The sequence below is a fragment of the Streptomyces sp. YIM 121038 genome (assembly GCF_006088715.1).
GTDB lineage: Bacteria > Actinomycetota > Actinomycetes > Streptomycetales > Streptomycetaceae > Streptomyces.
The window spans coordinates 1,191,614-1,215,210 of record NZ_CP030771.1 but is presented as its reverse complement, the minus strand read 5'-3'; the positions used below and the strand labels follow the sequence as shown (position 1 = coordinate 1,215,210).

Annotated in this window: 3 protein-coding genes; all 3 read right to left on the bottom strand. The window is 76.4% G+C overall.

The genetic code is table 11. The features are described 5' to 3' along the window. Positions 1 to 10: 10 nt before the first annotated feature. Genes C9F11_RS04570 through C9F11_RS04560 form a run of 3 tightly spaced genes read right to left on the bottom strand, consistent with a single transcriptional unit; the run spans position 11 to position 23,559 of the window. Positions 11 to 1,006 (bottom strand): ketoacyl-ACP synthase III family protein, encoded by a 996-nt coding sequence (locus tag C9F11_RS04570; protein ID WP_138958032.1) that lies wholly within the window; start codon positions 1,004 to 1,006, stop codon positions 11 to 13. A gap of 9 nt (positions 1,007 to 1,015) precedes the next feature. After that, positions 1,016 to 8,050: a non-ribosomal peptide synthetase gene (locus C9F11_RS04565; protein ID WP_138958031.1), complete on the bottom strand. Its 7,035-nt coding sequence runs from the start codon at positions 8,048 to 8,050 to the stop codon at positions 1,016 to 1,018. Continuing rightward, a complete protein-coding gene (locus C9F11_RS04560; RefSeq protein WP_138958030.1) occupies positions 8,047 to 23,559 on the bottom strand; it encodes a non-ribosomal peptide synthetase in 15,513 nt (5,170 codons plus the stop codon). Before C9F11_RS04560 ends, C9F11_RS04565 begins: the two co-directional genes overlap by 4 nt. Positions 23,560 to 23,597: the final 38 nt, after the last annotated feature.

The window sequence follows — 23,597 nt, the reverse complement described above, 5'->3', positions numbered from 1 at the left end:
GCCCTCTTTCTCACAGGTAGTGGGTCGTGGCGCCGTCGCCGATCTCCACGAGCAGCAGGCTCCACGCGGCGACCGGGCTCGCGCTGAGCAGCACCGCGCGCTGCCCCTCCGCCAGGCCGCCGCGGTCGAGCTCGGTGCGCAGGTTCAGCAGGACGTCGTTCGGGCCGAGGTGCCCGTAGTGACGGAGGTTGTCGAAGCACGCCGTACTGATCTTGATGCCGAGGGCCTCCTCGGTGAACCGGAAGGTGCCTTCGGAGAGGTTGTGGCTGAGGTAGCGGGAGATGTCCCCGGGCACCAGGTTGTTGCGGTCCAGGAGGCGCTGGTGCAGCGCGCGCAGCCGGATGCGGGACTCCACGGCGAGCCGGAAGGAGTACTGCGGGATGTCGCGGCACTCCTCGCGCCACCGCGCGGTGGGCCGGTCCCGGTAGTCGACGCGGAACAGGTCCCAGTGGGCGCCGTTGGTCTCCTGCACGACGTCGAGGACGCGCACCGGGCCGCGGCGCGAGATCACCGCGGCGGCGCCGCCGTCGCCGCTGACGGTCACCGGGTGGCGGTAGCGCAGGGGCGTGGGCGGCTTGCTGCCGTGCACGACCAGGACGTGGTCCAGGTCCCCGTCGGCGGCGAGCAGGCCCCGGGCCGTGAGCAGCGCCGGGGTGAGGGAGACGCAGCCGAGGCCGCCCACCGAGAAGGTCAGGGCGCGCTCCGCCCCGAGCAGCGCCTGCAGCCGGGTGGCCGCCGAACTCATCAGCGTGTCGGGGACGCGCGCGTCGATGAGGACGAGCGCGCCCAGTTCCGCCGCGTCGAGCCGCGCCTCCGACAGGGTCTGCCGGGCCGCGCGCACGGCCAGGTCGAACGCGCTCAGCGTCTCGTCCGCGCGGACCTCGTCGATGCCGAGGCGCGCACAGGTCTCGCGCTCGCCGTCGCCGAGTTCCGCGAGCCCCGGCAGCTCCGCGACCGGCAGGACCCGGTCCGGGTGGTAGCAGGCGGCCGCCTTGATGGCCGTCACCGGGGGCACTCAGCGGCCCTCGTCGGCGGCGAGTTCGGCGAACGCCTCGACCAGGTGGTCGGCGAAGTCCTCCATGTCGGCGGCGGCGACGGACCCCCGGTGGATCACGCCGAGCTCCAGCGCCCCGGCCAGGACGTGGGTCTCCACGACGATCGGCACCTGGGTGAGCAGGGCGTGGGGCACGGTGACCAGGGTCATCGGCCGGGGCCGCACATGGGGCCCGCCCAGCTTGGTCAGGCCGTCGTTGGCGTTGGCCACGTGCTCGACCAGGACCTGCGGTTCGGGCAGCGCGCGGACGCCCGCCACCGCCGGGGTCGCCGGGCTGAGGTGGCGCAGGACGCCGTAGCCGATGCCGTCGTTGGGCACGGAGCGCAGGGCCGTGGCGACGCCCGGCAGGGCGTCGGCGACCCGGGCGCCGGCCGCGACGCGCAGATGGGCCGGGAACAGATGCGTGAACCAGCCGACCGCATCGCTCCGGTCGCCGTTCCACAGCGCGTTCGGCGAGCTGCCCATGCCGACGGTGCTCACGAACGCGTCGGGCTCCCCGCGCCACCGGGACCAGGCCGTGGCGACCGCGGCGAGCGCGGCGCTCTGACCGGTGGGCCCGCTCTCGGTGAGCCGCGCCGCGACCCGGTCCGGCGCGACCCGGCGGCGCAGCAGGCCGGAGGGCGCGCCGTCGGCGCCCTTCTCGGGCACGGGCCGCGCCGTGGCACCCGCGCTCAGGACGCCCTTCCAGTACGGGAGTTCACCGGCGACCTCGTCGGAGGCGGCCATGGCGCGCAGCAGGTGTGTCCACGCGCGCCAGGCGGCCCGGCGCGGCGCCGCCGGGGCGTTGTCCGCGAAGGCGGCGTTGAGGTCCTCGATGAGCGGCACGAACGACGTGGAGTCGAAGACGAAGTGGTGGACCGCGAGGACGACCACGCCGGGCCGGTCGGCGCCCCGGTCGTAGAACCTGGCCCGCAGCACCGGTCCGCGCCCCGGGTCGACGTCCGCGAGCAGCTCGTCCAGATCGGCCTCCAGATACGCCTGGAGCTGCTCCTCGTCCAGCGGCGGCAGCACCCGGTGGTCGACGATCCGGGCGCCCTCGTGCTCGGCGCACTCGATGCGCCAGCCCAGGCTGTTGTGGAGGAACCGGTAGCGCAGCGGCTCCTGGACCTCGACGAGGCGGTCGAAGGCCGCCCGCACCGCGTCCGCGCCGATGCCCGCGGCCGTCTCCAGGAGGACGGGCGTGATGAAGTCCCTGGCCCCGTCCGGCGCCGCGGTGAGCAGGGCCTGCACCAGGGGCGCGGGCGGGACCGGCTCGCGCGGCGCGGGCACGGCGGCCGCCGGGCGGGGCGCGGCGCCGGGCCCCGCGCCCTTCGCGGCGACCGCGGCGAGGTCGCGCAGCGTCGGATGGCTCAGCACGTCGTGCGGGGTCAGGGGGAGCCCGGCCCGGGTGGCCCGCGCGGCGATGCCCACGCTCAGCAGCGAGTCACCGCCGATGCGGAAGAAGTTGTCGTCCGGCGCCACCCGCGCGACGCCGAGCAGCTCGGTCCAGATCGTGGCGAGGACCCGCTCGGCCCCGCGTCCGGCGTCGTCGAGGACCGCCCCCGGGGTCACCGCCGTGACCACCGCCGTCAGTTCGTTCGTCGTGTCGCGGTCGGACATGTCCCTCTTCCTCATCGTCTGGCGGTCGAGTTTCCCGTTGCCCGTCCTGGGCAGCGCGGCATGGCGCAGGACCCGGCCGGGGACCATGTACTCCGGCAGCGCGCGGGCCGCCCACCGCGTCAGCTCGGCCTCCTCCGGTACGTCGTCGCCCGCGACGTGCGCCACCAGGAGCGGGGCGCCGGAGGGCTGTTGGGCGGCGTGGACGAGCGCCTCGCGCACCCGCGGGTGGGCGAGCAGTGCGCGCTCGACCTCGGCCGGTTCCACCCGGTGGCCGCGCAGTTCGAGCTGGTCGTCGGCGCGGCCGTGGAACTCCAGGGTGCCGTCGGCGCGGACCCGGGCCAGGTCGCCGGTGCGGTACATCCGGGCGCCCGGCTCGTCCGCGTAGGGGTCGGCGACGAACCGGGCCGCGGTCGCGCCCGGCCTGCCGTGGTAGCCGCGGCCGACGTGCGCGCCCCCGGCGTAGACCTCGCCGAGCCCGCCGCGCGGCACGGCCTTGAGCCGGGGGTCCAGGACGTGGACGCGGACGCGGGGCAGGGGCCTGCCGATGTCCGGGACGACGTCCGGGGCGGTCTCGGCGTCGGCCACCCGGCTCGCGGTCACGCAGACGGTGCACTCGGTCGGGCCGTAGACGTTGACCAGGCCGAACGGCGCCCGCCGCGGGGGGCGCACCCGCAGCCGGTCGCCGCCCGCGAGCACCAGGCGCAGCGCGGGATCCGGCGCGTCGGGCAGCTCGGCGAGGACCGTCTCGGCGAGCGGCGTCGGCATGCAGGCCAGCGTGACGCCGTGCTCGGCCAGTTCCCCCAGGAGCTTGTCCGGGGTCTGGAGCGGGTCCGTGACGAAGTACAGGGGCGTGCCGTGGCGCAGGGCCGCCATGACCTCGAACACCGCCAGGTCGAAGCCGGTGGCGGCCAGTTGCGCGAGCCGGTCGCCGGGCCGCGGCCGGGCCTCGTCGGCGTACCACGCCAGGGCGTTGAGCAGTCCGCCGTGCTCGACTTCGCAGCCCTGCGGCAGCCCGGTGGAGCCCGAGGTGTGCACGACGTAGGCCAGATTGCGGACGCCTGCTCGCTGCGGCGGCGCGGTGTCCTCGTCCGGGGCCGGGTCCCCGGCGGCGTCCGTGATCCTGACGAGCGGGACGCCGTCGGTGGCCGGGACGGTCATGCCCTCGCCCAGGACCACGGCGGCGGCGTCCACCCCGGCGAGGACGGACCGCACGCGCCGCGCGGGAACGGCCGGGTCGAGGGAGGCGAAGGCCGCCCCCGCCTTGTGGACGCCGAGCCAGCCGACGACCAGGCCCGCCCCGCGCGCGGCGAGCACCGGGACGGTGCTTTCGGGGCCGGCGCCGTGGGCGATGAGCTGCCGGGCCAGGCGGTTCGCGCGCCGGTCGATCTCCTGGAAGGTGTGCTCCCCGGCGGCGTCGATCACCGCGACCTCGTCCGGGCGCCGCGCGGCGTGCTCCTGGAAGACCTCGCTGACCAGGCGTACGTCCGGGAGCGTGCGGCGCTCGCCGACCAGCAGGGAGGGCTCGGTGAGGTCGGGTCCTGCGGGCGCGTCGAGGAGCCGGGAGAGGTCCGCGAGCGGCCGGTCCGGGTCGCTCACCACGGCCTCGGCGATGCCCTGGAAGAGGCCGACCAGCCGGTGCGCGGTGGCCGCGTCGAACAGGTCGACCGCGTACTCCAGGTACCCGTCCATGGGGCTGTCGTCCTGGTCGTACAGGCCGAAGGTGAGGTCGAACTTCGAGGTGCCCGGGGCGACTCCGGAGACCCCGGCGAGGTCGCCCCGCAGGGCCTCGGGGCGCAGGCCCTCCAGGCCGAGGGTGGCGGCGGCGGTGTTCTGGTGGGTGTAGCAGACCGTGAACACCGGGTGCCGTGACGGGTCGCGGTGGTCGGCGTCGGCGACGATCCTCGCGAACGGGATCTCCTCGTGGTCGAGGACCCCGGTGGCGGTGGCCGCGCACCGGCCGACCAGCTCGCGGAAGCCGATCCCCGGGTCGACCTTCGTACGGAACGGCAGCAGGTTGTTGAAGTAGCCGATCAGGTCGTGCGTCAGGGGGTTGAACCGGCCGGTCGTCGCGGCGCCCACGACCACGTCCCGGCGGCCCGCCCACACGTGCAGGAGCGCGTCGACCACGGCGAGCATGGTGACGAAGCTCGTCGTGCTCTCACCGGCGCTGAACGCCCGCAGCCGCCGCGCCAGTTCCTCGTCGAGCGTGAACTTCACAGAGCCGCCGCGGTACGACTGCGCGGGCGGGCGCGGGCGGTCGAGCGGCAGCTCGGGGGAGTCCAGGTCGCGCAGCTGCCCGCGCCAGTACGTCAGGCCGCGCTCCACGCGCGCCGCGTCGAGCCACCGCCGCTGCCAGGCCGCGAAGTCCGCGTACTGCACGGGGAGTTCGGGCAGGTCGGCCCTGCGTCCGGCGAGCCGGGCGGTGTAGCAGGCCGACAGCTCGCGGAAGAACACCGCGGGGGCCCAGCCGTCGAAGGCGATGTGGTGCACGGTGTGCAGGACCACGTGGTCCCGCTCGGCGGCCTTGACCACCACGGTCCGAAGGAGCGGGCCCCGCCCGAGGTCGAAGGGCGCCGTCGCCTCCGCCGTGATCGCGCGGGCCAGCTCCTCGGTGCGCTCGCCCACCGGCAGCGCGGTGAGGTCGACGAACTCCACCTGCGGCTCGGGCACATCGGCCACGGCGTAGGGCGTGCCGTCCTCGTCCGGGAGGCGGGTGCGCAGCACCTCGTGCCGGTCCACGACGTCGCGCAGGGCGCCGCGGAACGCGCCGAGGTCGAAGTCACCGACGTAGCGGGTGTTGGCGGGGATGTTGTACAGCGGGCTGCCCGGGTTGAGCCGGTCCAGGTACCACAGCTGTTCCTGGTTGAAGGAGAGCGGCAGGCGGCCGGGGCGCGGCAGTGGGGTGATCGTCCAGTCGTCCCGCTCGGGGCCCGCCGCGCGCACGGCGTCGATGCGTGCGGCGAGGGCGCGCAGGGTGGGGTTGCGGTGCAGGTCGGCGAAGGTCAGCCGGGCGCCGAAGCGCTCTTCGGCGGCCCGCAGCACGGTGATGCCCGCGATGGACGTGCCGCCGAGCTCGAAGTAGTTGGAGTCGGGGCCGACCCCGTCGGCCTTGAGGACGCGCGTCCACAGGGCGGCCAACGCGGCCTCGGTGTCGCCCGGTTCGGTCTGCCGCGCCGGTGCCGGGGCGTGGGCGGGCGCCGGAGCGTGGTCCCGCGGCGGACCGCCCGGCGGCAGGCACCAGCAGGACACCGCGTCGGCGTCGAACGGGTAGGTCGGCGCCTCGATGCGGCGGGTCCGGGCCCCGGCGTAGTACGCGTTCCAGTCGATGTCCGCGCCGAGCGCGTAGAGCCTGCCGAGCGCGGCGAGCACGCCGTCGCGCGTAGGGTCGGCGTAGAGGCGGACGACGGGCAGCTCGGGGGCGACCCGGGCGAGTTGCCGGGCCAGGGTGCCGTCCGCGGCCAGCTCGACCACCACGGCGCCCTCGTCGACGAGGCCGCGGGCCGCGCGCCGCAGCCCGGACTCGTCGACCTGGCTCGTGATCGGCGTGTCCGTGGCCTTGCGGCGGGCCTCGTCCGCCGTCGCCGGGCTCTGCACGGACCGTACGGCGAGATTGCCGACGCCGGAGCCGACCAGGCGCGCCCCCGTCAGGCCGAGGGCGCCCGCGAGGCGGTGGGCCGCGAGCTGCCGGGCGAACAGGCGGGCGCCGGGGGAGCCGTCGTCCGCGCCGGCGTCGGTGTCGGCGAGCCGGGGGAAGGCCGCGCCCAGGGCCGCCCAGGTGGCGTCGCCGAGTTCCGCGTCGCCGGAGAAGAGCAGGACGAGGGGGGCCGCCGGGGACGGCTCCCGCTCGGCGTGGCGGACCGAGCGCAGCGCGGCGGCCAGTTCGCGGCGGTCGCGTGCGGTGCCCGCCCAGCGGTACGGGTGGTCGTCGCGGCCCCGGTTCAGGGCGTGGGCGATGTCGGGCAGCCGGTGCCCGGTTTCGTCGAGGAAGTCGGCGACGCGCCGCGCGTAGACGGCGAGTGCCCGGGGGGACTTCGCGGAGAGGGTGACCAGCTCGGTGCCCGGCTCCGGCGCGGCGGGCGCCTCGGGCACGGGCGGCGGCTCCTCGACGACGGCGTGCACGTTGGTCCCCGTCAGGCCGAAGGAGCTGACGCCCGCGCGGCGCGGCGAGCCCGGCGCGGGCTCCCACGCCTTCGCCCCGGTGTCGATGCGGACCGGGCCGCTGAAGTCGATCAGCGGGTTGGGCGTGCTGAAGTTCGGGTTCGGGTACCGCGTGCCGTGCCGGAGCCCGGCGAGGACCTTGAGGAGCCCGGCGACTCCCGCGGCATGGTTGATGTGGCCGATGTTGCCCTTGACGCTGCTGATCCCACAGGGCTCGCCGCTTCCGAGCCCGCCCCCGACTCCGGCGTCGCCGTCGACTCCGGCTTCGGCGAAGGCCTGTCGCAGCCCCTCGGCCTCGATGACGTCGCCGAGCCGGGTGCCCGAGCCGTGGCACTCCACGTAGTCGGGCGGCGCCCCGCCCGCCTGCCGCCAGGCCTCGACGATGGCGTCGGACTGGCCACGGGCGCTGGGCGCGCTCATGCTCGTGGCGCGGAAGCCGTTCTGGTTGACCGCGACGCCGCGCACCACGGCGTGGACGTGGTCGCCGTCGGCGAGCGCGTCGGAGAGGCGCTTGAGCACGACGAGCCCGCCGCCCTCGCCCGCGGTGGAGCCGTCCGCGGCGGCGTCGAAGGGGCGGCACACCCCGTCGGCGGACACGATGCCGAGCATCGGCACGTAGTCGCGCTCGCGGATCAGCACCGGGTACAGGCTGACCCCGCCCGCGACCGCCAGGTCCGCCCGCCCCTCGCGCAGCTGGTCCACGGCGAGGGCGAGCGCGGTCAGGCTGCTGCTGCACGCGGTGTCCACGACGAGCGCGGGCCCGGCGAAGTCGAAGAGGTAGGAGATCCGCGCGGCCGTGGCCGACGGGTGCGAGCCGAGGAGCTGCTGCGGGTCGTCGTCCGGGTACAGGCCCGCGTAGTGCGGCTCGGGCGCGCTGAGGACGACCGCGGTCCGCGAGCCCTTCAGGTCGCGGGGCGCGTAGCAGGCGTTCTCGATCGCCTGGTGGGCGAGCTGGGCGGTCACGCGCTGGTGCGGGTCCATCAACTCGGCCTCGCGCAGCGACAGATCGAAGAACCGGTGGTCGAAGAGGTCGATCCGGTCCAGATAGGCCAGCGGGAGGTAGGCGTCGTCCGCGGCCGCGCCCGCGTAGTGGACCCGGTCCCGGCCCGGCGCCCGGACGCTGACCCTGCCCTCGACGAGGTTGTGGTGCAGGGCGTCCAGGCCGTCGGCGTCGGGCAGGGCGAGGGCCACGCCGATGACCGCCACGGCCTCCGGGCCTGGTGGGCTCGGATGCGTCATAGCTCGTACCTCGTTTCGTCGGAGGGTGCGCCGAGGGGGCGGCCGTCGACCAGGCGGGCCATCGCCTCGACCGTGGTGTGCTCGAACAGCGCGCTCAACGGCACCGTGCGCGGGCCGAGTCCGGCCAGGCGACGGCTCAGCGCGAGGAGGGAGAGGGAGGTCCCGCCCGCCTCGAAGAACTTCTCGTGCACGCCGACCTCGTCCCGGTCGAGCAGCTGCGCCCAGATCGCGGCGACCGCCCGCTCGGTGGCCGTGCGCGGCCGCACCGGAGCGGCCCCGGGATCCGGCGGTTCGGGCAGGGCGCGGCGGTCCACCTTGCCGTGCGGGGTGAGCGGGAGGGCGTCGAGCGTGCCGAACACGGCAGGCACCATGTACGGCGGCAGCCGCCGGGCCAGATGCTCCCGCAGCCCCGCGAACCCGAACGCCACGCCAGCCACGCCGCCCGCGCCGCCCGTGTCAGCCGCGCTGCCCGCGCCGCCCGTGTCAGCCGCGCCGCCCGCGCCGCCCGCGTCAGCCATGCCGCCCCCGCAGGCCCCGTCGGCCCCCCTGTCCCCGTAGGCCCCGGCGCCCGCCCCCAGACCCGTCGGGACCACGTGTGCCACCAGCCGCTTCCCCCCGCCGCCAGGGCTCTCCCGGGCGACCACGACGGCCGCGGCCACCCCCGGATGCGTCATGAGGGCCGCCTCCACCTCGGCGGGTTCGACGCGGTGGCCGCGGATCTGGACCTGGTCGTCGGCGCGGCCGCGGAAGAGCAGCTCGCCGTCCCGCGTGCACACCACCACGTCCCCGGTGCGGTACATGCGCTCCCCGGGCCCGCCGAACGGGCAGGCCACGAACCGCTCCGCGGTGAGGGCGGGGCGGTGCGCGTAGCCGCGTGCCAGGCCCGAGCCCGCGAGGTACAGCTCGCCCGCGACGCCCCTCGGCACGGGGCGCAGCAGGTCGTCGAGGACGTACACGCGCGTGTTGTCCATGGGCCGGCCGATGGGGACCGTGGGGCCGAGCCGGTCGGCGGCGGTGACGCGGCGGCGGGTGGCGAACACCGTGGCCTCCGTCGGCCCGTACGCGTTGACGACGACGGTCCGCGGACACGCGCGCAGCAGCCGCGCCACCGTCTCCGGGGGCACCGTCTCGCCGCCGGTCCACACCTCGCGCAGCCCGGCGAGCGCGTCCGGGCGGGCGTCGGTGAGCAGGGGCAGGAGCCCCGGGGTGATCAGGAGCGCGGTCACCCGCCGCTCGGTGAGCAGCGTCGCGTACGCGTCGACGTCCAGCCTGCCGGGCGGGGCGAGGACGACGGTGCCGCCACCCAGGAGCGGCACCCACAGTTCGTAGACGGACATGTCGAACGTCGGCGTGTTGTGCAGCAGCACCCGCTCGTGGGCGCCGCCCGGCCAGATCCGGTCCGCCGCCATGTCCACCACGCCGCGGTGGCTGACCCCGGAGCCCTTGGGCGCGCCCGTGGACCCGGAGGTGTAGATGACGTAGGCGAGCCGGTCCGGCAGCCCGCGGTCCGGCAGGTCGTCGTCCCGCTCGTCCGCCAGGGCCGCGAGCGTGTCGGGAGCGTCGGCGACGAGGCGCGGCCACGGCCCGTCGGGGAGGTCGGCCGCCACGTCGGACGTGCTCACGAGGAGCGCCGGGCGGGCGTCCCGCAGCAGCCGCTCCAGACGCTCCGGCGGATGGTCGTGCGCGAGCGGCACGTACGCGCCACCGGCCTTGAGGACGGCCAGCACCGTCACCACGTACTCCGGCGACCTCGGCACGGCGACGGCCACGGCCGCGTCCGCGCGCACGCCGCGCCGCACCAGGAGACGGGCGAGGCGGTTGGCGCGCGCGTTCAGCTCCCGGTAGGTCAGGGAGCCCTCGCCGTGCACCACCGCGACGGCGTCCGGCGCGGCGGCGGCCCGCTGCTCGAAGAGCGCGGGCACCGTCACCGGCGGGGTTGGCGCGGCGGTGTCGTTCAGGTCGCGCAGCAGCTCCCGCTCGGCGGACGTCAGCGCGTCCAGGGCGTCGAGGCGGGCCCCGGGGTCCGCCGCCAACCGGCCCATGAGGCGGGTGAACCGGTCGGCCAGCTCCTCGGCGGTCCTCCGGTCGAACAGATCGGTGGCGTACTCGACGAGCCCGGAGAGGCCCTGCCCGGCCTGCCGGCCGCCCGGCGACGGCTCGTCGACCTGGAAGAGCAGGTCGAACTTGGAGGTCCCCGTCACGACCGGCTCCGGGGTGGCCTTCAGCTCGGCGAGTTCGAGGTCGCCCATGCCCCGCTGCCAGGAGAACATCACCTGGAACAGCGGGTGGTGGGCGGTGGAGCGCTCCGGGTTGAGGGCCTCCACGAGCCGCTCGAAGGGCACGTCCTGGTGGTCGTACGCGGACACGGCCTTGTCCCGTACCTGCCGGACCACGTCGGCGAACGTCGGGTCGCCCGACAGATCGGCCCGCAGTACCCAGGTGTTGACGAAGAACCCCACCAGCTCCGCCAGGCCTTCGTCCGTGCGCCCGGCGATGGAGGAGCCCACGGCCAGATCGTCGCCGCCGCCCAGCAGATGCAGCAGGACGACGAGGCCGGACTGGAGCACCATCGGTACGGTCGCCCCGTGCTCCCGGGCCACGTCCTCCAGTGCGGAGCGCACCTCCGGCGCGAGCCGGAAGGCGACGGTGTCGCCCCGGTGACCGGCTACCGGTGGCCGTGGCCGGTCGAGGGGAAGCCGCAGCGGCTGCGGGTCGCCCGCCAACTCCGCCCGCCAGTAGGCGAGTTGGGTCGAGAGCAGGCTGTCGGGGTCGTCCTCGTCGCCGAGGAGGTGGCGCTGCCAGAGGGTGTAGTCCGCGTACTGCACGGGGAGTTCGGCCCACTGCGGTGTGCCGCCCCGGCGGCGGGCGGCGTAGGCGGTGGCCAGGTCGCGGGTGAGGGGGCGCATGGACTCGCCGTCGGCGGCGATGTGGTGCAGGAGCAGGACCAGCACGTGCTCGTCCGGGGCGCGGCGCAGCAGGCTCGCCCGCACCGGGAGCTCCGCCGCCAGATCGAAGGCGCGGCCCACTTCCCCGGACACCGTCGCGGCCACCGCCTCCGGCGCGACGTCCCGTACCGGCAGGTCGAGTTCGACGTCGGCGCCGGGCACGACGACCTGAGCGGCGACGCCCCGGTCGCCGGTGACGTACAGCGTGCGCAGGCTCTCGTGCCGCACGACCACGTCCCGCACCGCCGCCGCCAGAGCGGGCACGTCCAGGTCCCCGCGGAGCCGGACCACGAGCGGCAGGTGGTACGTCGGCAGGGGCTCGAGGGCGTCGAGGAACCTCAGGCGGTGCTGGGCGAACGACAGCGGAACGCGGGCGGGGCGCGCGTCGGCCCGGCGCAGCGCGGGGCGGGACGAACGGGCCGCCGCGCCCACGCGCTCCGCCAGGCCCGCCACGGTCGCCGACTCGAACACCGCCCGGATGGGGACGTCCACGCCGAGGGACGCGCGCATCCGGTTGGCCAGGCGGGTGGCGAGCAGGGAGTGCCCGCCGAGGTCGAAGAAGCTGTCGTCGACGCCCACGGGCGCGGCCCCGACGTTCTCCGGCCCGAGCACCTCGGCGAACAGCGCGCACAGCACCTGCTCCCGGGGCGTGCGCGGCGCGCGGTAGGCCGTGTCGCGGGTGAACGCGGGGCGGGGCAGCGCCGTGCGGTCGAGCTTGCCGTGCGGGGACAGGGGGAGCCGGTCGAGGGCGACGAAGGCGGCGGGGACCATGAAGTCGGGCAGCAGCCCGGCGAGGTACGTGCGCAGCCCGGCGGGCGGCGGCCCCTCGCCCCCGTCGGCGGGGACGACGTAGGCGACCAGGCGGCGTGCCGCGGCGGCGCCCTGGACGACCACGGCCGCCCGGCCCACCCGGGGGTGTGTGGCGAGGGCGGCCTCGATCTCGCCCGGTTCGACGCGGTGGCCGCGGATCTTGACCTGGTCGTCGGCGCGCCCCGCGTACTCCAGCTCGCCCCGGTCGTCGAGGCGGGCCAGGTCGCCCGTGCGGTACATGCGGGTGCCCGGCGCGCCGAACGGGTCGGCGACGAACCGCTCGGCGGTGCGGGCGGGGCGCCGGTGGTAGCCCCGGCCCACGCCCGCGCCCGCCAGGTACAGCTCGCCGGTGGCGCCGGGGGCGACCGGCGTCAGGCCGGGGCCCAGGACGTAGGCGCGCACGTCGGCCAGCGGGCGGCCGATCGGCACCGCCCCGGAGTAGTCGCGGCCGGGGTCCAGGACGTGGGAGGTGGCGTAGAACGCCTCGCTGGGGCCGTAGCCGTTGACGATCCGGATCCGGGGCCACCGGGCGCGCACCCGGGCGACCAGGGCCGGGGGCAGCGCCTCACCGCCGAGCGCGAGCGTCGTGGGGCGGACGCGGTCGCCGATCCGGTCGACGAGCTCGGCGAAGGCCGACGGCACGGAGCTGATGACGTCGACGTCCCAGCTGTCGCGCTCGGCCAGGGCGAGCACGTCGCGGACGATCTCGACGCAGCCGCCGTGGGTGAGGGTGCAGAAGATCTCGAAGGCGGCCATGTCGAAGCCGATGGAGGTGCCGGTCAGCATCCGCCGCCCGGCCACGCCGACCTGCTCGGCCAGGCGGGCGAAGGGGTTGACGAGGTGGGCGTGGGCGAGGGCCACGCCCTTGGGCCGCCCCGTCGAACCCGACGTGGCGATGACGTACGCCAGGTGCTCGGGGCGCGGGCGGCGCGGCGACGCGGGCCCGCCGCCGACGGGTTCGGGGCTGTCGATGCCGGTGTCGTGGAGGAGGACGGTACGGGTGGTGGTCGCGGGCAGCCCGCCGACCGTGGCGGCGTCGGTGAGGAGCAGCTCCGGGCCCACGTCGGTGAGGATGTGGCCGATGCGGGTGCCGGGGTGCCCGGGGTCGAGCGGCAGATACGCGCCGCCCGCCTTGAGGATGCCCAGCATGCCGGTGACCAGGTCCGCGCCGCGCGGCAGCGCGAGCGCCACGACCGTCTCCGGGCCCACGCCGAGTCCGGCCAGGGCCCGCGCGAGCCGGTCGGCGCGGGCGTCGAGCTCGGCGTACGTGCGGGACACCGCGCCGCAGACCACTGCGCGCGCGTCGGGCCGCAGCCGGACCTGCTCCTCGAAGAGGTCGACGACGGTACGCTCCCGCGCCCCGACGGCCGTGTCGTTGAGCGTGTGCAGCAGCCGCTCCCGCTCCGCCGCCGTCAGCACCTCCAGCCGGCCGACCAACACATCGGGCCGTGCGGCCAGTTGGGCCAGCACGCGCCGGAAGCGGTCCGCGAGGTCCAGGGCCGCGTCGTGGCCGACCACGCTCCGCTGGTGCTGGAGCGTCAGCCGCAGCTGCGGGTCGGCGGCGGCCAGCACGGTCAGCGGGTAGTGCGAGCCGGACAGCGGGCGGATGCCGGTGACCTCGATGCCCGCCGCCGCGTTCGCCTCGCCGAAGCCGACCCGGTCCACGGGGTACGACTCGAAGGCGAGGAGGGTGTCGAAGAGGACGCTCGTGCCCGTGGCCCGGTGGATCTCGGTGAGGCCGCAGTGGTGGTGGTCGAGCAGCGCCGCCTGCCGGTCCTGGAGGCCCGTGAGGACCTCGGCGACGCTGTCGGCGGGCCCGCACCGCACCCGTACCGGCAGCGTGTTGATGAACATCCCGGCCATCGCGTCCGCGCCGGGCACCGCGCCGGGGCGGCCGGACACCGTCGCGCCGAACACGACGTCGTCCCGGCCCGTCAGGCCGCCGACGAGCAGCGCCCAGGCGCCCTGCACCACGGTGTTCAGGGTGACGCCCAGGCCGGCCGCGCGGGCCGCGAGGTCCCGCGCCAGGTCCACGGGGACGGGCACCTCGACCTGGCCGAACCCTTCGGGCCGCGCCGGGTGCGGCGGGGCCGCGGCCCCGCGTGCGGCGGCCCGCGCCACCGGAGCCAGCAGCGTCGGCTCCGCCACCCCCGCGAGCTCCTCGGCCCACGCCCGGGCCGCCGCCTGACGGTCCTGCCCGGCCAGCCACGCCAGGAAGTCCCGGTACCGGGGCGCGGGCGGCAGCGCGGAGCCGTCGCGCTCCGCGCCGTAGAGCCGCAGCAGATCCTGGGTGAGGATCGGCAACGACCAGCCGTCGAACAGCAGATGGTGCGCGGTCAGCACCAGCTCGAACCGCTCCGGGGCGAGCCGGACCAACGCCATCCGCAGCAGCGGCGGCACCGCCACGTCGAAGGGCTCCCGCACGTCGTCGGCCAGCAGTGCGTCGAGCACCGCGCCCTGCCCGGCCCGCGCCCCGTCGCCGTCCCCCGCCAGGTCCAGCTCGCGCCACGGCAGCTCCACGCCGTCCACGACGACCTGTACGGAGTCCCCGTCGGCCCCCGCGACGAAGGCCGTCCGCAGGTTCGCGTGCCGGTCGAGGAGCGCCTGCCCGGCGGCCCGCATCCGGGCGGCCTCGACGGGCCCGCGCAGACGCAGGACGAACTGCACGTGGTACGCGTCCGGCTCGCCGTCGGCGTACAGCGTGTGGAACAGCAGACCCGACTGGAGCGGGGTGAGCGGCCACACTTCCGCGAGCCCCGGATACCGGCGCTCCCAGGCCTCGATGTCGCCCTGGCGCACCGGCACCAGTGGCACGTCCGAGGGCGTGAGCCCGCCCGCGCCGGGCCCCGCGGCGTGCCGGGCGAGGCCGTCGAGGGCGGCGGCCCACAGCTCCGCGAGCTCCAGCACCCGGGCGCGGGACACCGCGCCCGTGGCGTACTCGAACTCCGCGTCGAGGCACGGGCCGTGCGGGGTGTCGACGACCATCGAGTTGATCTGCACCGCGGCGAGCGCGGACATGGCGCCGCCCGACTCGGCGGTCGGCTCGCCCAGGCCCGCGACCTGGGTGAAGCCGAGGCCGCGCAGCCGCTGAGGCATGTCGGCGGGGGAGAACCGGCCCAGGTAGTTGAAGCCGATCTGCCCGGTGCCGTGCGGGGCGAGCACGGCGGCGGTGCGGGGGTTCAGCTCGCGCAGGAGCCCGTAGCCGATGCCGCCGTCGGGCACGGCGAGGAGCTGCTCCTTGACGGCCTTGACCGCGCCGCCCGCCGCGGCCCCGCCCGCGAAGGCCTCGTCGACGTCGCAGCCGGACACGTCGAGGCGGACGGGGAACAGGCTGGTGAACCAGCCGACCGTCCGCGACAGATCGGCGCCCGGGACCGCCGCTTCCTCGCGCCCGTGGCCCTCAAGGGCCAGCAGCAGCGAGCGCTCGTCGACTCCTTGTGCCCGGCGGAGGCGGGCGACCGCGAGGGCGAGACCCGCGAGCAGCCCGTCGTTGACCCCGCAGCGGAAGGTCGCGGGCAACGTGGTCAGGAGTGCCTCGGTGACCCCGGCGGGCAGCCGCAGGCGCACCGTGTCCACCGTGGACCGCACGTCCACGGCGGGGTCGAACCGCCGGGCGCCGAGGGCCGGGTCGGGGCCCTCCACCACGGTCAGCCAGCGGGGCAGCTCGGCCGCCCTGCGGTCGCTGCCCGCCTCCGCGACGAGGGCGTGCGCCCACCGCCGGAACGACGTGCCCACCCCGGGCAGCGCGGGCGTCCGGCCCGCGCGCACGTCCGCCCAGGCCGCCGCGAGGTCGGGCAGCAGGACGCGCCACGACACGCCGTCCACCACCAGGTGGTGCAGCACGACGAGGAGCCGCCCCGCGCCCGGCGCCGCGCCCGTCGGCGGGTCCGGGGCGGGGTCCGGCGCGAACCACACGAACCGCGCCATCACCCCGGCCGCCGGATCGAGGAGGTCCGCCGCCGCGCCCCGCTCCGCCGCGACCGCGCTCCGCCACCACCTCTCGTCCGCCGCGCCCCCGGGCCCGGCACGGTCCACGCGGCGCAGCAGCGCGCCGGTGTCCACCGAGCCCGGCGGCCCGACCAGCAGGCCCGCGCCCGCGTCGCCGTCGGTCACCAGGCGCGCGCGCAGCACGTCGTGACGGTCGACGACCGCGTTCAGGGTGGCGACGAGCCCGGCCCGGTCGATGCCCTCGGGCAGGTCGAGGAGGACCGCCATGGCGAACCGGTCGATGCCGCCGCCGCGCTCGCGGACGTACCGCGCGATGGGCGGCAGCGGCAGGAAGCCCGTGCCGCCGCCGTCGAGTTCGGCGAGCCTCGCGCGCGGCCGCGGCCCCGCGCCGCCGTGGGGGCCGGTGGGCGCGAGCCCGGCGAGAGCGGCCACCGTCCGGTGCTGGAAGACCTGGCGCGGGGTGACCTCCACGCCGTGCGCCCGGGCGCGGGAGACCACCTGGATCGAGCGGATGCTGTCCCCGCCCACGGCGAAGAAGTCGTCGTCGACGCCGACCCGGCCCAGGCCGAGCACGTCGGCGTACACGTCCGCGAGGACCTGCTCGCGCCGGGACCGGGGCGCCCGGTACGCGCCGGTGGTGAACTCCGGCTCCGGCAGCGCCGCCCGGTCCAGCTTGCCGTGCGGCGTCAGCGGCAGCCGGTCGAGGAGCACGTACGCCGCCGGGGCCATGAACTCCGGCAGCCGGTCCGCCACGAACCGGCGCAGCTCCGCCGTGGTCACGCCGACGTGGAAGTCGATGTCCCCGACGCCCGCGATGCCGCCCTCGCCGACCCGGACGACGTACGCCGTGAGCCGCGCGCCGCCGCCCGCCCCGGCCCGGGCGGCCACGACGGCCTGCGCCACGCCGGGGTGCGCGGTCAGCGCGGCCTCGACCTCGCCGGGCTCGATCCGGAACCCGCGCACCTTCAGCTGGGCGTCGGTGCGGCCCTGGAAGACGAGGCGGCCCCCGGGCGTCCACGCCACGCGGTCCCCGGTGCGGTACATGCGGTCACCGGGCCCGTCGAACGGGCAGGCCACGAAGCGCTCCGCGGTCAGGGCGGGACGGCCCGGATAGCCGCGGGCGAGGCGGTCGCCCGCGATGTACAGCTCGCCCGGCACGCCCGCGGGGACCGGGCGGAGCGCCGCGTCCAGGACGTACAGACGGGTGTGGTCGAGCGGCCGCCCGATGGGGACGACGGCCCCGACGTCGGCGGGCTCGCGCATCGTGTGCGCCGACGCGGCCATGGTGGCCTCCGTCGGCCCGTAGGCGTCGACGACCGTGGTGCCCGGGCAGGCGGCCAGGACCCGCTCGACGGCGTCCGGGGGCACCACGTCACCGCCCGCCCACACCTCGCGCACGCCCGTGAACGCCTTGGGCAGCTCCTCGGCCACCACCCGGAAGAGGCCCGCCGTCACCAGGAGTCCGGTCACCCGGTGCTCGGCGACCAGCGCGGCGAGGGCCGCCGGGTCGAGGGGCCCGTCGGGGGCCACCACGATCGTGCCGCCGTTCAGGAGCGGCACCCACAGCTCGTACGTGGCGGCGTCGAAGGCCTGCGTGGAGTGCATCAGGACGCGCTCGTGACCGGTGCCCGCGTACGCGCGGTCGAGGGCGAGGCGCACCACGCCCCGATGGGTGATGCCGACGCCCTTCGGGGTGCCGGTGGAGCCGGAGGTGTGCATCACATAGACGAGGTGCTGCGGCGACAGCGCGGCCCTGCCGGGTCCGGTGGGCCCGTCCGGACCGGTCAACTCCTCCAGGAGCAGCACCCCTTCGAGGCCGGCGGGCAGGGCGTGCCGTGTGGCCGCGTCGGTCAGGACGAGCCGCGGGTCCGCGTCCGCGAGGACCTGGCCGAGGCGGGCACTCGTGTGCCGGGGGTCGACGGGCACGTAGCCCGCACCGGCCCGCACGACCCCCAGGAGCGCCACGACGAGCTCCGCCGAGCGCGGCAGCGCGACCGCCACCAGGGCGTCGGGGCCGACCCCGCGCCGCAGCAGCTCACGGGCGATCCGGTCGGCCCGTGCGGCCAGCTCCCGGTACGTCAGCGAGGTCGCGCCGCACACCACCGCGACGGCGTCCGGCGCGGCGGCGACCCGCTGCGCGAAGAGCTCGGGGACCGTGAGGTCGGGCGTGTTCACGTCCGTGTCGTTGAACGCGCGCAGCAGCTGCTCCCGCTCCCCGGGCACCAGCGCGTCCACGGAGCCGAGCCGCGCCCCCGGATCGACCGCCAACCGCCGTACGACCTGCGTGAAGCGCGCCGCCAGTGCCTCGGCGGTGCTCCGGTCGAACAGGTCGGTGGCGTACTCCAGACCGCCCACGACGCCGCGCCCCGGCGTGTCGGCGAGCGCGAACACGAGGTCGAACTTCGCGGTCCGGGTGGGAACCAGCTCGAAGGCCGACCGCAGCCCCGGCACGTCGAAGGCCTCGTGGTCCGTCGTGCGCCAGGAGAACATCACCTGGAACAGCGGGTGGTGGGCGGTGGAGCGCTCCGGGTTGAGGGCCTCCACGAGGCGCTCGAAGGGCACGTCCTGGTGGTCGTACGCGGACACGGCCTTGTCCCGTACCTGCCGGACCACGTCGGCGAACGTCGGGTCGCCCGACAGGTCCGCCCGCAGCACCCAGGTGTTGACGAGGAACCCGACCAGCTCCCCGAGCCCCTCGTCGGTCCGCCCCGCGATCGGCACCCCGAGCGTCAGGTCGTCGCCGCCGCCCATCAGGTGCAGCAGCACGACGAGGGCGGACTGGAGCACCATCGGCACGGTGGCGCCCTGTGCCCGCGCCACGTCCTCGACGGCGGCCAGGACGTCGGGGGGCAGGGCGAACGCGACGGTGTCGCCCCGGTGCCCGGCCACCGGCGGCCGCGGTCGGTCGAGGGGAAGCCGCAGCGGCTGCGGGACGCCCGCCAACTCCGCCCGCCAGTAGGCGAGTTGGGTCGAGAGCAGGCTGTCGGGGTCGTCCTCGTCGCCGAGGAGGTGGCGCTGCCAAAGGGTGTAGTCCGCGTACTGCACGGGGAGTTCGGCCCACTGCGGTGTGCCGCCCCGGCGGCGGGCGGCGTAGGCGGTGGCCAGATCGCGGGAGAGCGGCCCCATGGACTCGCCGTCGGCGGCGATGTGGTGCAGGAGCAGGACCAGCACGTGCTCGTCCGGGGCGCGGCGCAGCAGGCTCGCCCGCACCGGGAGCTCCGCCGCCAGGTCGAAGCGGTAGGCGACCTCCTCCGCCACGGCCGCGTCCACCGCATCCGGCACGACGTTCCGTACGGGTACGCCGAGTGCGACCTCGGCCCCGGGCACGACGACCTGCGCCGCGACGCCCCGGTCGTCGGTGACGTACAGCGTGCGCAGGCTCTCGTGCCGCACGACCACGTCCCGCACCGCCGCCGCCAGAGTGGGCACGTCCAGGTCCCCGCTCAGGGGCAGGACGTACGACAGGTTGTACGTCGCCGAAGGGCCCTCGTAGCGGTGCAGGAACCACAGGCGGTGCTGGGCGAACGACAGCGGAACGCGGGCGGGGCGCGCGTCGGCCCGGCGCAGGGCCGGGCGGGACGAGCGGGCCGCCGCGCCCACGCGCTCCGCCAGGCCCGCCACGGTCGCCGACTCGAACACCGCCCGGATCGGCAGGTCCACGCCCAGGGCGGCCCGTACCCGGTTGGCCAGGCGGGTGGCGAGCAGGGAGTGCCCGCCGAGGTCGAAGAAGCTGTCGTCGACGCCCACGTGCCCGACGCCGAGGACCTCGGCGAACAGCGCGCACAGGGCCCGCTCCCGCGTGCTGCGCGGCGCCCGCCCCCGCGCCGCGCCGCCGCCGGGCTCCGGCGCGGGCAGCGCACGCCGGTCCAGCTTCCCGTTGGGGCTCAGCGGCACCGCGGCCAGGGGCACGACCACCGACGGCACCATGTACGCGGGCAGCCGCTCGGCCACGAAGGCCCGCAGCTCCCCGGAGGCGGGACCGGCGGCGCCCGCCGACGGCACCACATAGGCCACGAGGCGCCGGTCGCCGTCCCGCTCGTCGGCGACGACGACCGCCCGCGCCACCCCAGGGTGCTCGCTCAACGCGGCCTGTACCTCACCGGGTTCGACGCGGAAGCCGCGGATCTGCACCTGGTCGTCGGCCCGCCCGTGGAAGACGAGCTGGCCGTCGTGGCGCCGGGTCACCACGTCCCCGGTGCGGTACATGCGGCGGCCGGGCGCGCCGTAGGGACAGGCGACGAAGCGGCCCGACGTCAGCCCCGGGCGGCCGAGGTAGCCGCGTGCCAGGGAGTCGCCCGCCACGTACAGCTCGCCCGCCACGCCCGGGGGCACCGGGCGCAGCGCGTCGTCCAGGACGTACAGCTCGGTGCGGGCGACGGGGCGGCCGATGGGCGGGGTGCGGCCGTCGGGGACGAGCGGGTCGCTGAAGGTCACGATGGCTGTGGTCTCGGTCGGCCCATAGGCGTTGACCAGGTCCCGGCCTCCGGTCCACGCGGTCACGAGCTCGGGCGTCGCCGCGTCGCCGCCGACCGCCAGGGAGGTGACGGTGGGCAGTGCTCCCGCGGGCAGCGCGCCGAGCACGGCGGGCGGCAGGAAGACGTGCGTGACGCGCCGCGCGGCGATCGTCCCGGCCAGCGGGGCGCCGGGCGCCAGCTCGTCCTGCGGGGCGAGGACCAGCGTGGCGTCCGTGAGCAGCGCCATGCACACCTCGTACACCGATACGTCGAAGCTCGGGGACGCGAACTGGAGCACCCGCGTGGCGGCCGAGAGCCCGAGCCGCCGCCGCTGCGACGCGACGAGCGCGGCCACGCCGGAGTGCGTGACGGCCACGCCCTTCGGCCGCCCCGTCGAGCCCGACGTGTAGATGACGTACGCGGCCTGGGCGACGGACAGCGGCCCGCCGCGCTCGTCGTCGGCGACCGGCCGGTCGTCGAGCCGCGCCACCGACGCGACGGCCTCCGGATCGTCCAGGCGCAGGACGGGCACGGCCCCTTCGGGAAGGCGCCGCGCCGTCGCGCCGTCCGCCACGACGAGCAGCGCGCCGGAGTCCGCCAGTAGATAGGCGATCCGCTCCGGGGGGTACGCGGCGTCCACCGGCAGATAGGTCCCGCCCGCCGTGAGCACGGCGAGCAGCGTCACCACCAGGTCGGGGGAGCGCGGCAGCGCCACCGCCACCACCGTCTCCGTCGTTACCCCGCGCCGGAGCAGCTCGCGCGCGAGGCGGTTGGCGCGCGCCGCCAGCTCCGCGTACGTCACCGACTCGGTGCCGTACTCCAGCGTCACCGCCTCGGGGGTGGCGGCGGCCTGCCGCGCGAAGAGCCCGGGGACCGTGTCCGCCGCGACCGGGGGAGCGGTGTCGTCGGGCCCGGTCAGCAGGTCCGCGCGCTCGACGGGCGTGAGCAGGTCGAGTCGGGCGACCGCGGTGGCGGGGTCGGCGGCGATCTGCCGGAGCACGCGCGCGAGACGGTCGGCGACGGTCTGCGCGGCGCCGCGGCCGACGAGGGGGCGCCGGTACTGGAGCGCGAGGCGCAGGCGCGGCTCGGTGGTGACGGTCACCGTCAGCGGATAGTGGGTCCCGGCGCACGCGCGGACCCCGGTGACCGCGAAACCGCCGCCGTCCTTGCCGTCCTTGACGCCCGGGCCGTTCTTGCCGTTCTTGATGTCCTGGCCGCCGTGTTCCACGGTGTACGGCTCGGACGTCACCAGGGTGTCGAACAGCAGGGGCGTGCCGGTGGCCCGGTGGATGTCGGCGAGGCCGCAGGTGTGGCCGGGGAGGGCCTCCTGTCGCTCCCGCAGGCCGCGCAGCACGTCCGCCACGGTGTCCGTGGGCGCGAGGCGCACCCGCACCGGAAGCGTGTTGACGAAGAGACCGGCCATCGCGGCCGCGCCGGGCACCGCGTCGGGCCGCCCGGGGACGGTCGTGCCGAAGACGACGTCCCGCCGCCCGGTCAGGCCGCTCAGGAGCAGCGCCCAGGCACCCCGCACGAGGGTGTCCACGGTGACGCCCAGCTCGTCGGCCCGCAGCGCCAGGGCCCGCACGGTCGTGCCGGTGAGGGCGACTTCGACCTCTGCGGCGCTTTCGGCGGGCTCGGCTGCTGAAGTGCGCTCGGCCTCTGAGGCGCTCACTGCTCCTTCGGCGGCGAGCTCGTCCGCCGGGGCTCCCACCGCCCCGGCGGCGCCCGCCCCGACGACCGGCGCCAGCAGCGTCGGCTCCGTCATCCCGGCCAGCTCCTCGGCCCACGCCCGCGCGGCGGTGTCCCGGTCCTGCTCGGACAGCCACACCAGGAAATCCCGGTATGCGGGCCCTCGCGGCACCGAGGAGCCGTCCCCGCCCGCCTCGTAAAGCCGCTGGACGTCCCTGACCAGATGCGGCAGGGAAAGCCCGTCGAAAAGGACATGATGAGCCGTCAGAACGAGGTCGTACCGCTCTTCTCCGGTGCGCGCCAATGCCATGCGCAGCAAAGGCGGAACACGCACGTCGATGGGCGCCTGTGATTCCTCGGCCAATAACGCGGCAAGGGGCCCGCCGGCAGGCGAATCCGTGCTGCTTTCACGTAAGTCCACGGCACGCCAGGGCAGTCGCACTCCCTCCACCACGACTTGTGCCGGATCCCCGTCGGAACCTGCCACGAAAGCCACGCGCAGATTCGCGTGCCGGTCGAGCAGGGCCTGTCCGGCCGCCCGCATCCGCTCGCTTTCCACCCGCCCCCGCAGCCCGATGACGAACTGCATCCGATAGGCGTCCTGGGAGGGGTCGCCGAGCTGGGCGTGGAAGAGGAGCCCCGACTGCACGGGGGTGAGCGGCCAGACCTCCACGAGCCTTGGATACCGCCGCTCCCACGCGTCGAGGTCACCCGGATCCACCGGCGCCAGGGACACGCCCACCGCCGTGACCCGCCGCCGGGGCCCGGCCGCTACCTGGCGCACGACCCGCACGAACTGCCGCGCGAGCGCCACCGCCGCCTCCCGGTCGCCCAGGGCGGTGTCGTACGGGAGCACGCCGGACAGCCCGCTCCCGCCGGGGCCGTCGAGGGGGTGGTGCAGCGCGAGCGGAAGGGCCGCACCGCCGTCCGCGGCCGCCTCCCGGTCGCGCAGCCACCGTGCCAGCGCGGCGAAGGGCGGGTCGTCCCGCCACAGGTCCGCGGGGAGCGCCGGGGTCTCGGTGACGCGCCACACGAGCTCTGCCGGGCCCTCCCCTGGAAGCCCGGATTCCGAAGGCCCCTCGGACTCGGCGGGTTCCTCGGACTCGGCGGGCTCCCCGGGCTCGCTGTGGCGCCCCGCGACCGGCAGGCCCAGGCCCAGCACCGGGCCCGCGCCGTCGCCGAGCCGCCGCAGCAGCACCGCGAACGCCGCCCGCAGCAGCACGGGAGCCGTGACCCCGCACGCGCGGGCCGCCGCCTCCACCGCGCGCAGCAGGTCGTGGTCGAGGCGGAACTCCACCGTGGCGACAGCGGTGCGCGGCGGTCCCTCCGGCTCGGCCGCGCCGGACCGCCCAGGCGCCTTGCCGCCCCGCCGCCGGGCGGCGTACGCGGCCTCCAGGTCCCGTACGAGCGGGGCGAGCCGCCCGTCGCCGCGCGGCGGCACGGCGAGGGCGACCACGTGACCGCCGGCCACGCGCCGGACCGTCCCGGTGCCCCCGGCGGCCGTGACGTCCCGGACCGCCGACGCCAGTGCCTCCGCGTCCGGTTCGCCGTGCAGGCGCAGCTCCAGGGTCCGCCCGTGCGGGGCCCGGCCGTCCCCGCGCCGCTCCGTGAACCACGCCCCGCCCTGCGCCGAAAACACCTGCACCGAAAGCAAAGGGATCACCTGCGTCCGCTCCTGTTCGTCGCATGCCGGACCGGCCC

Excerpts from the sequence above, each read along its gene's own strand:
- C9F11_RS04565 (WP_138958031.1), bottom strand. The coding sequence starts at position 8,050 with ATGACGCATCCGAGCCCACCAGGCCCGGAGGCCGTGGCGGTCATCGGC.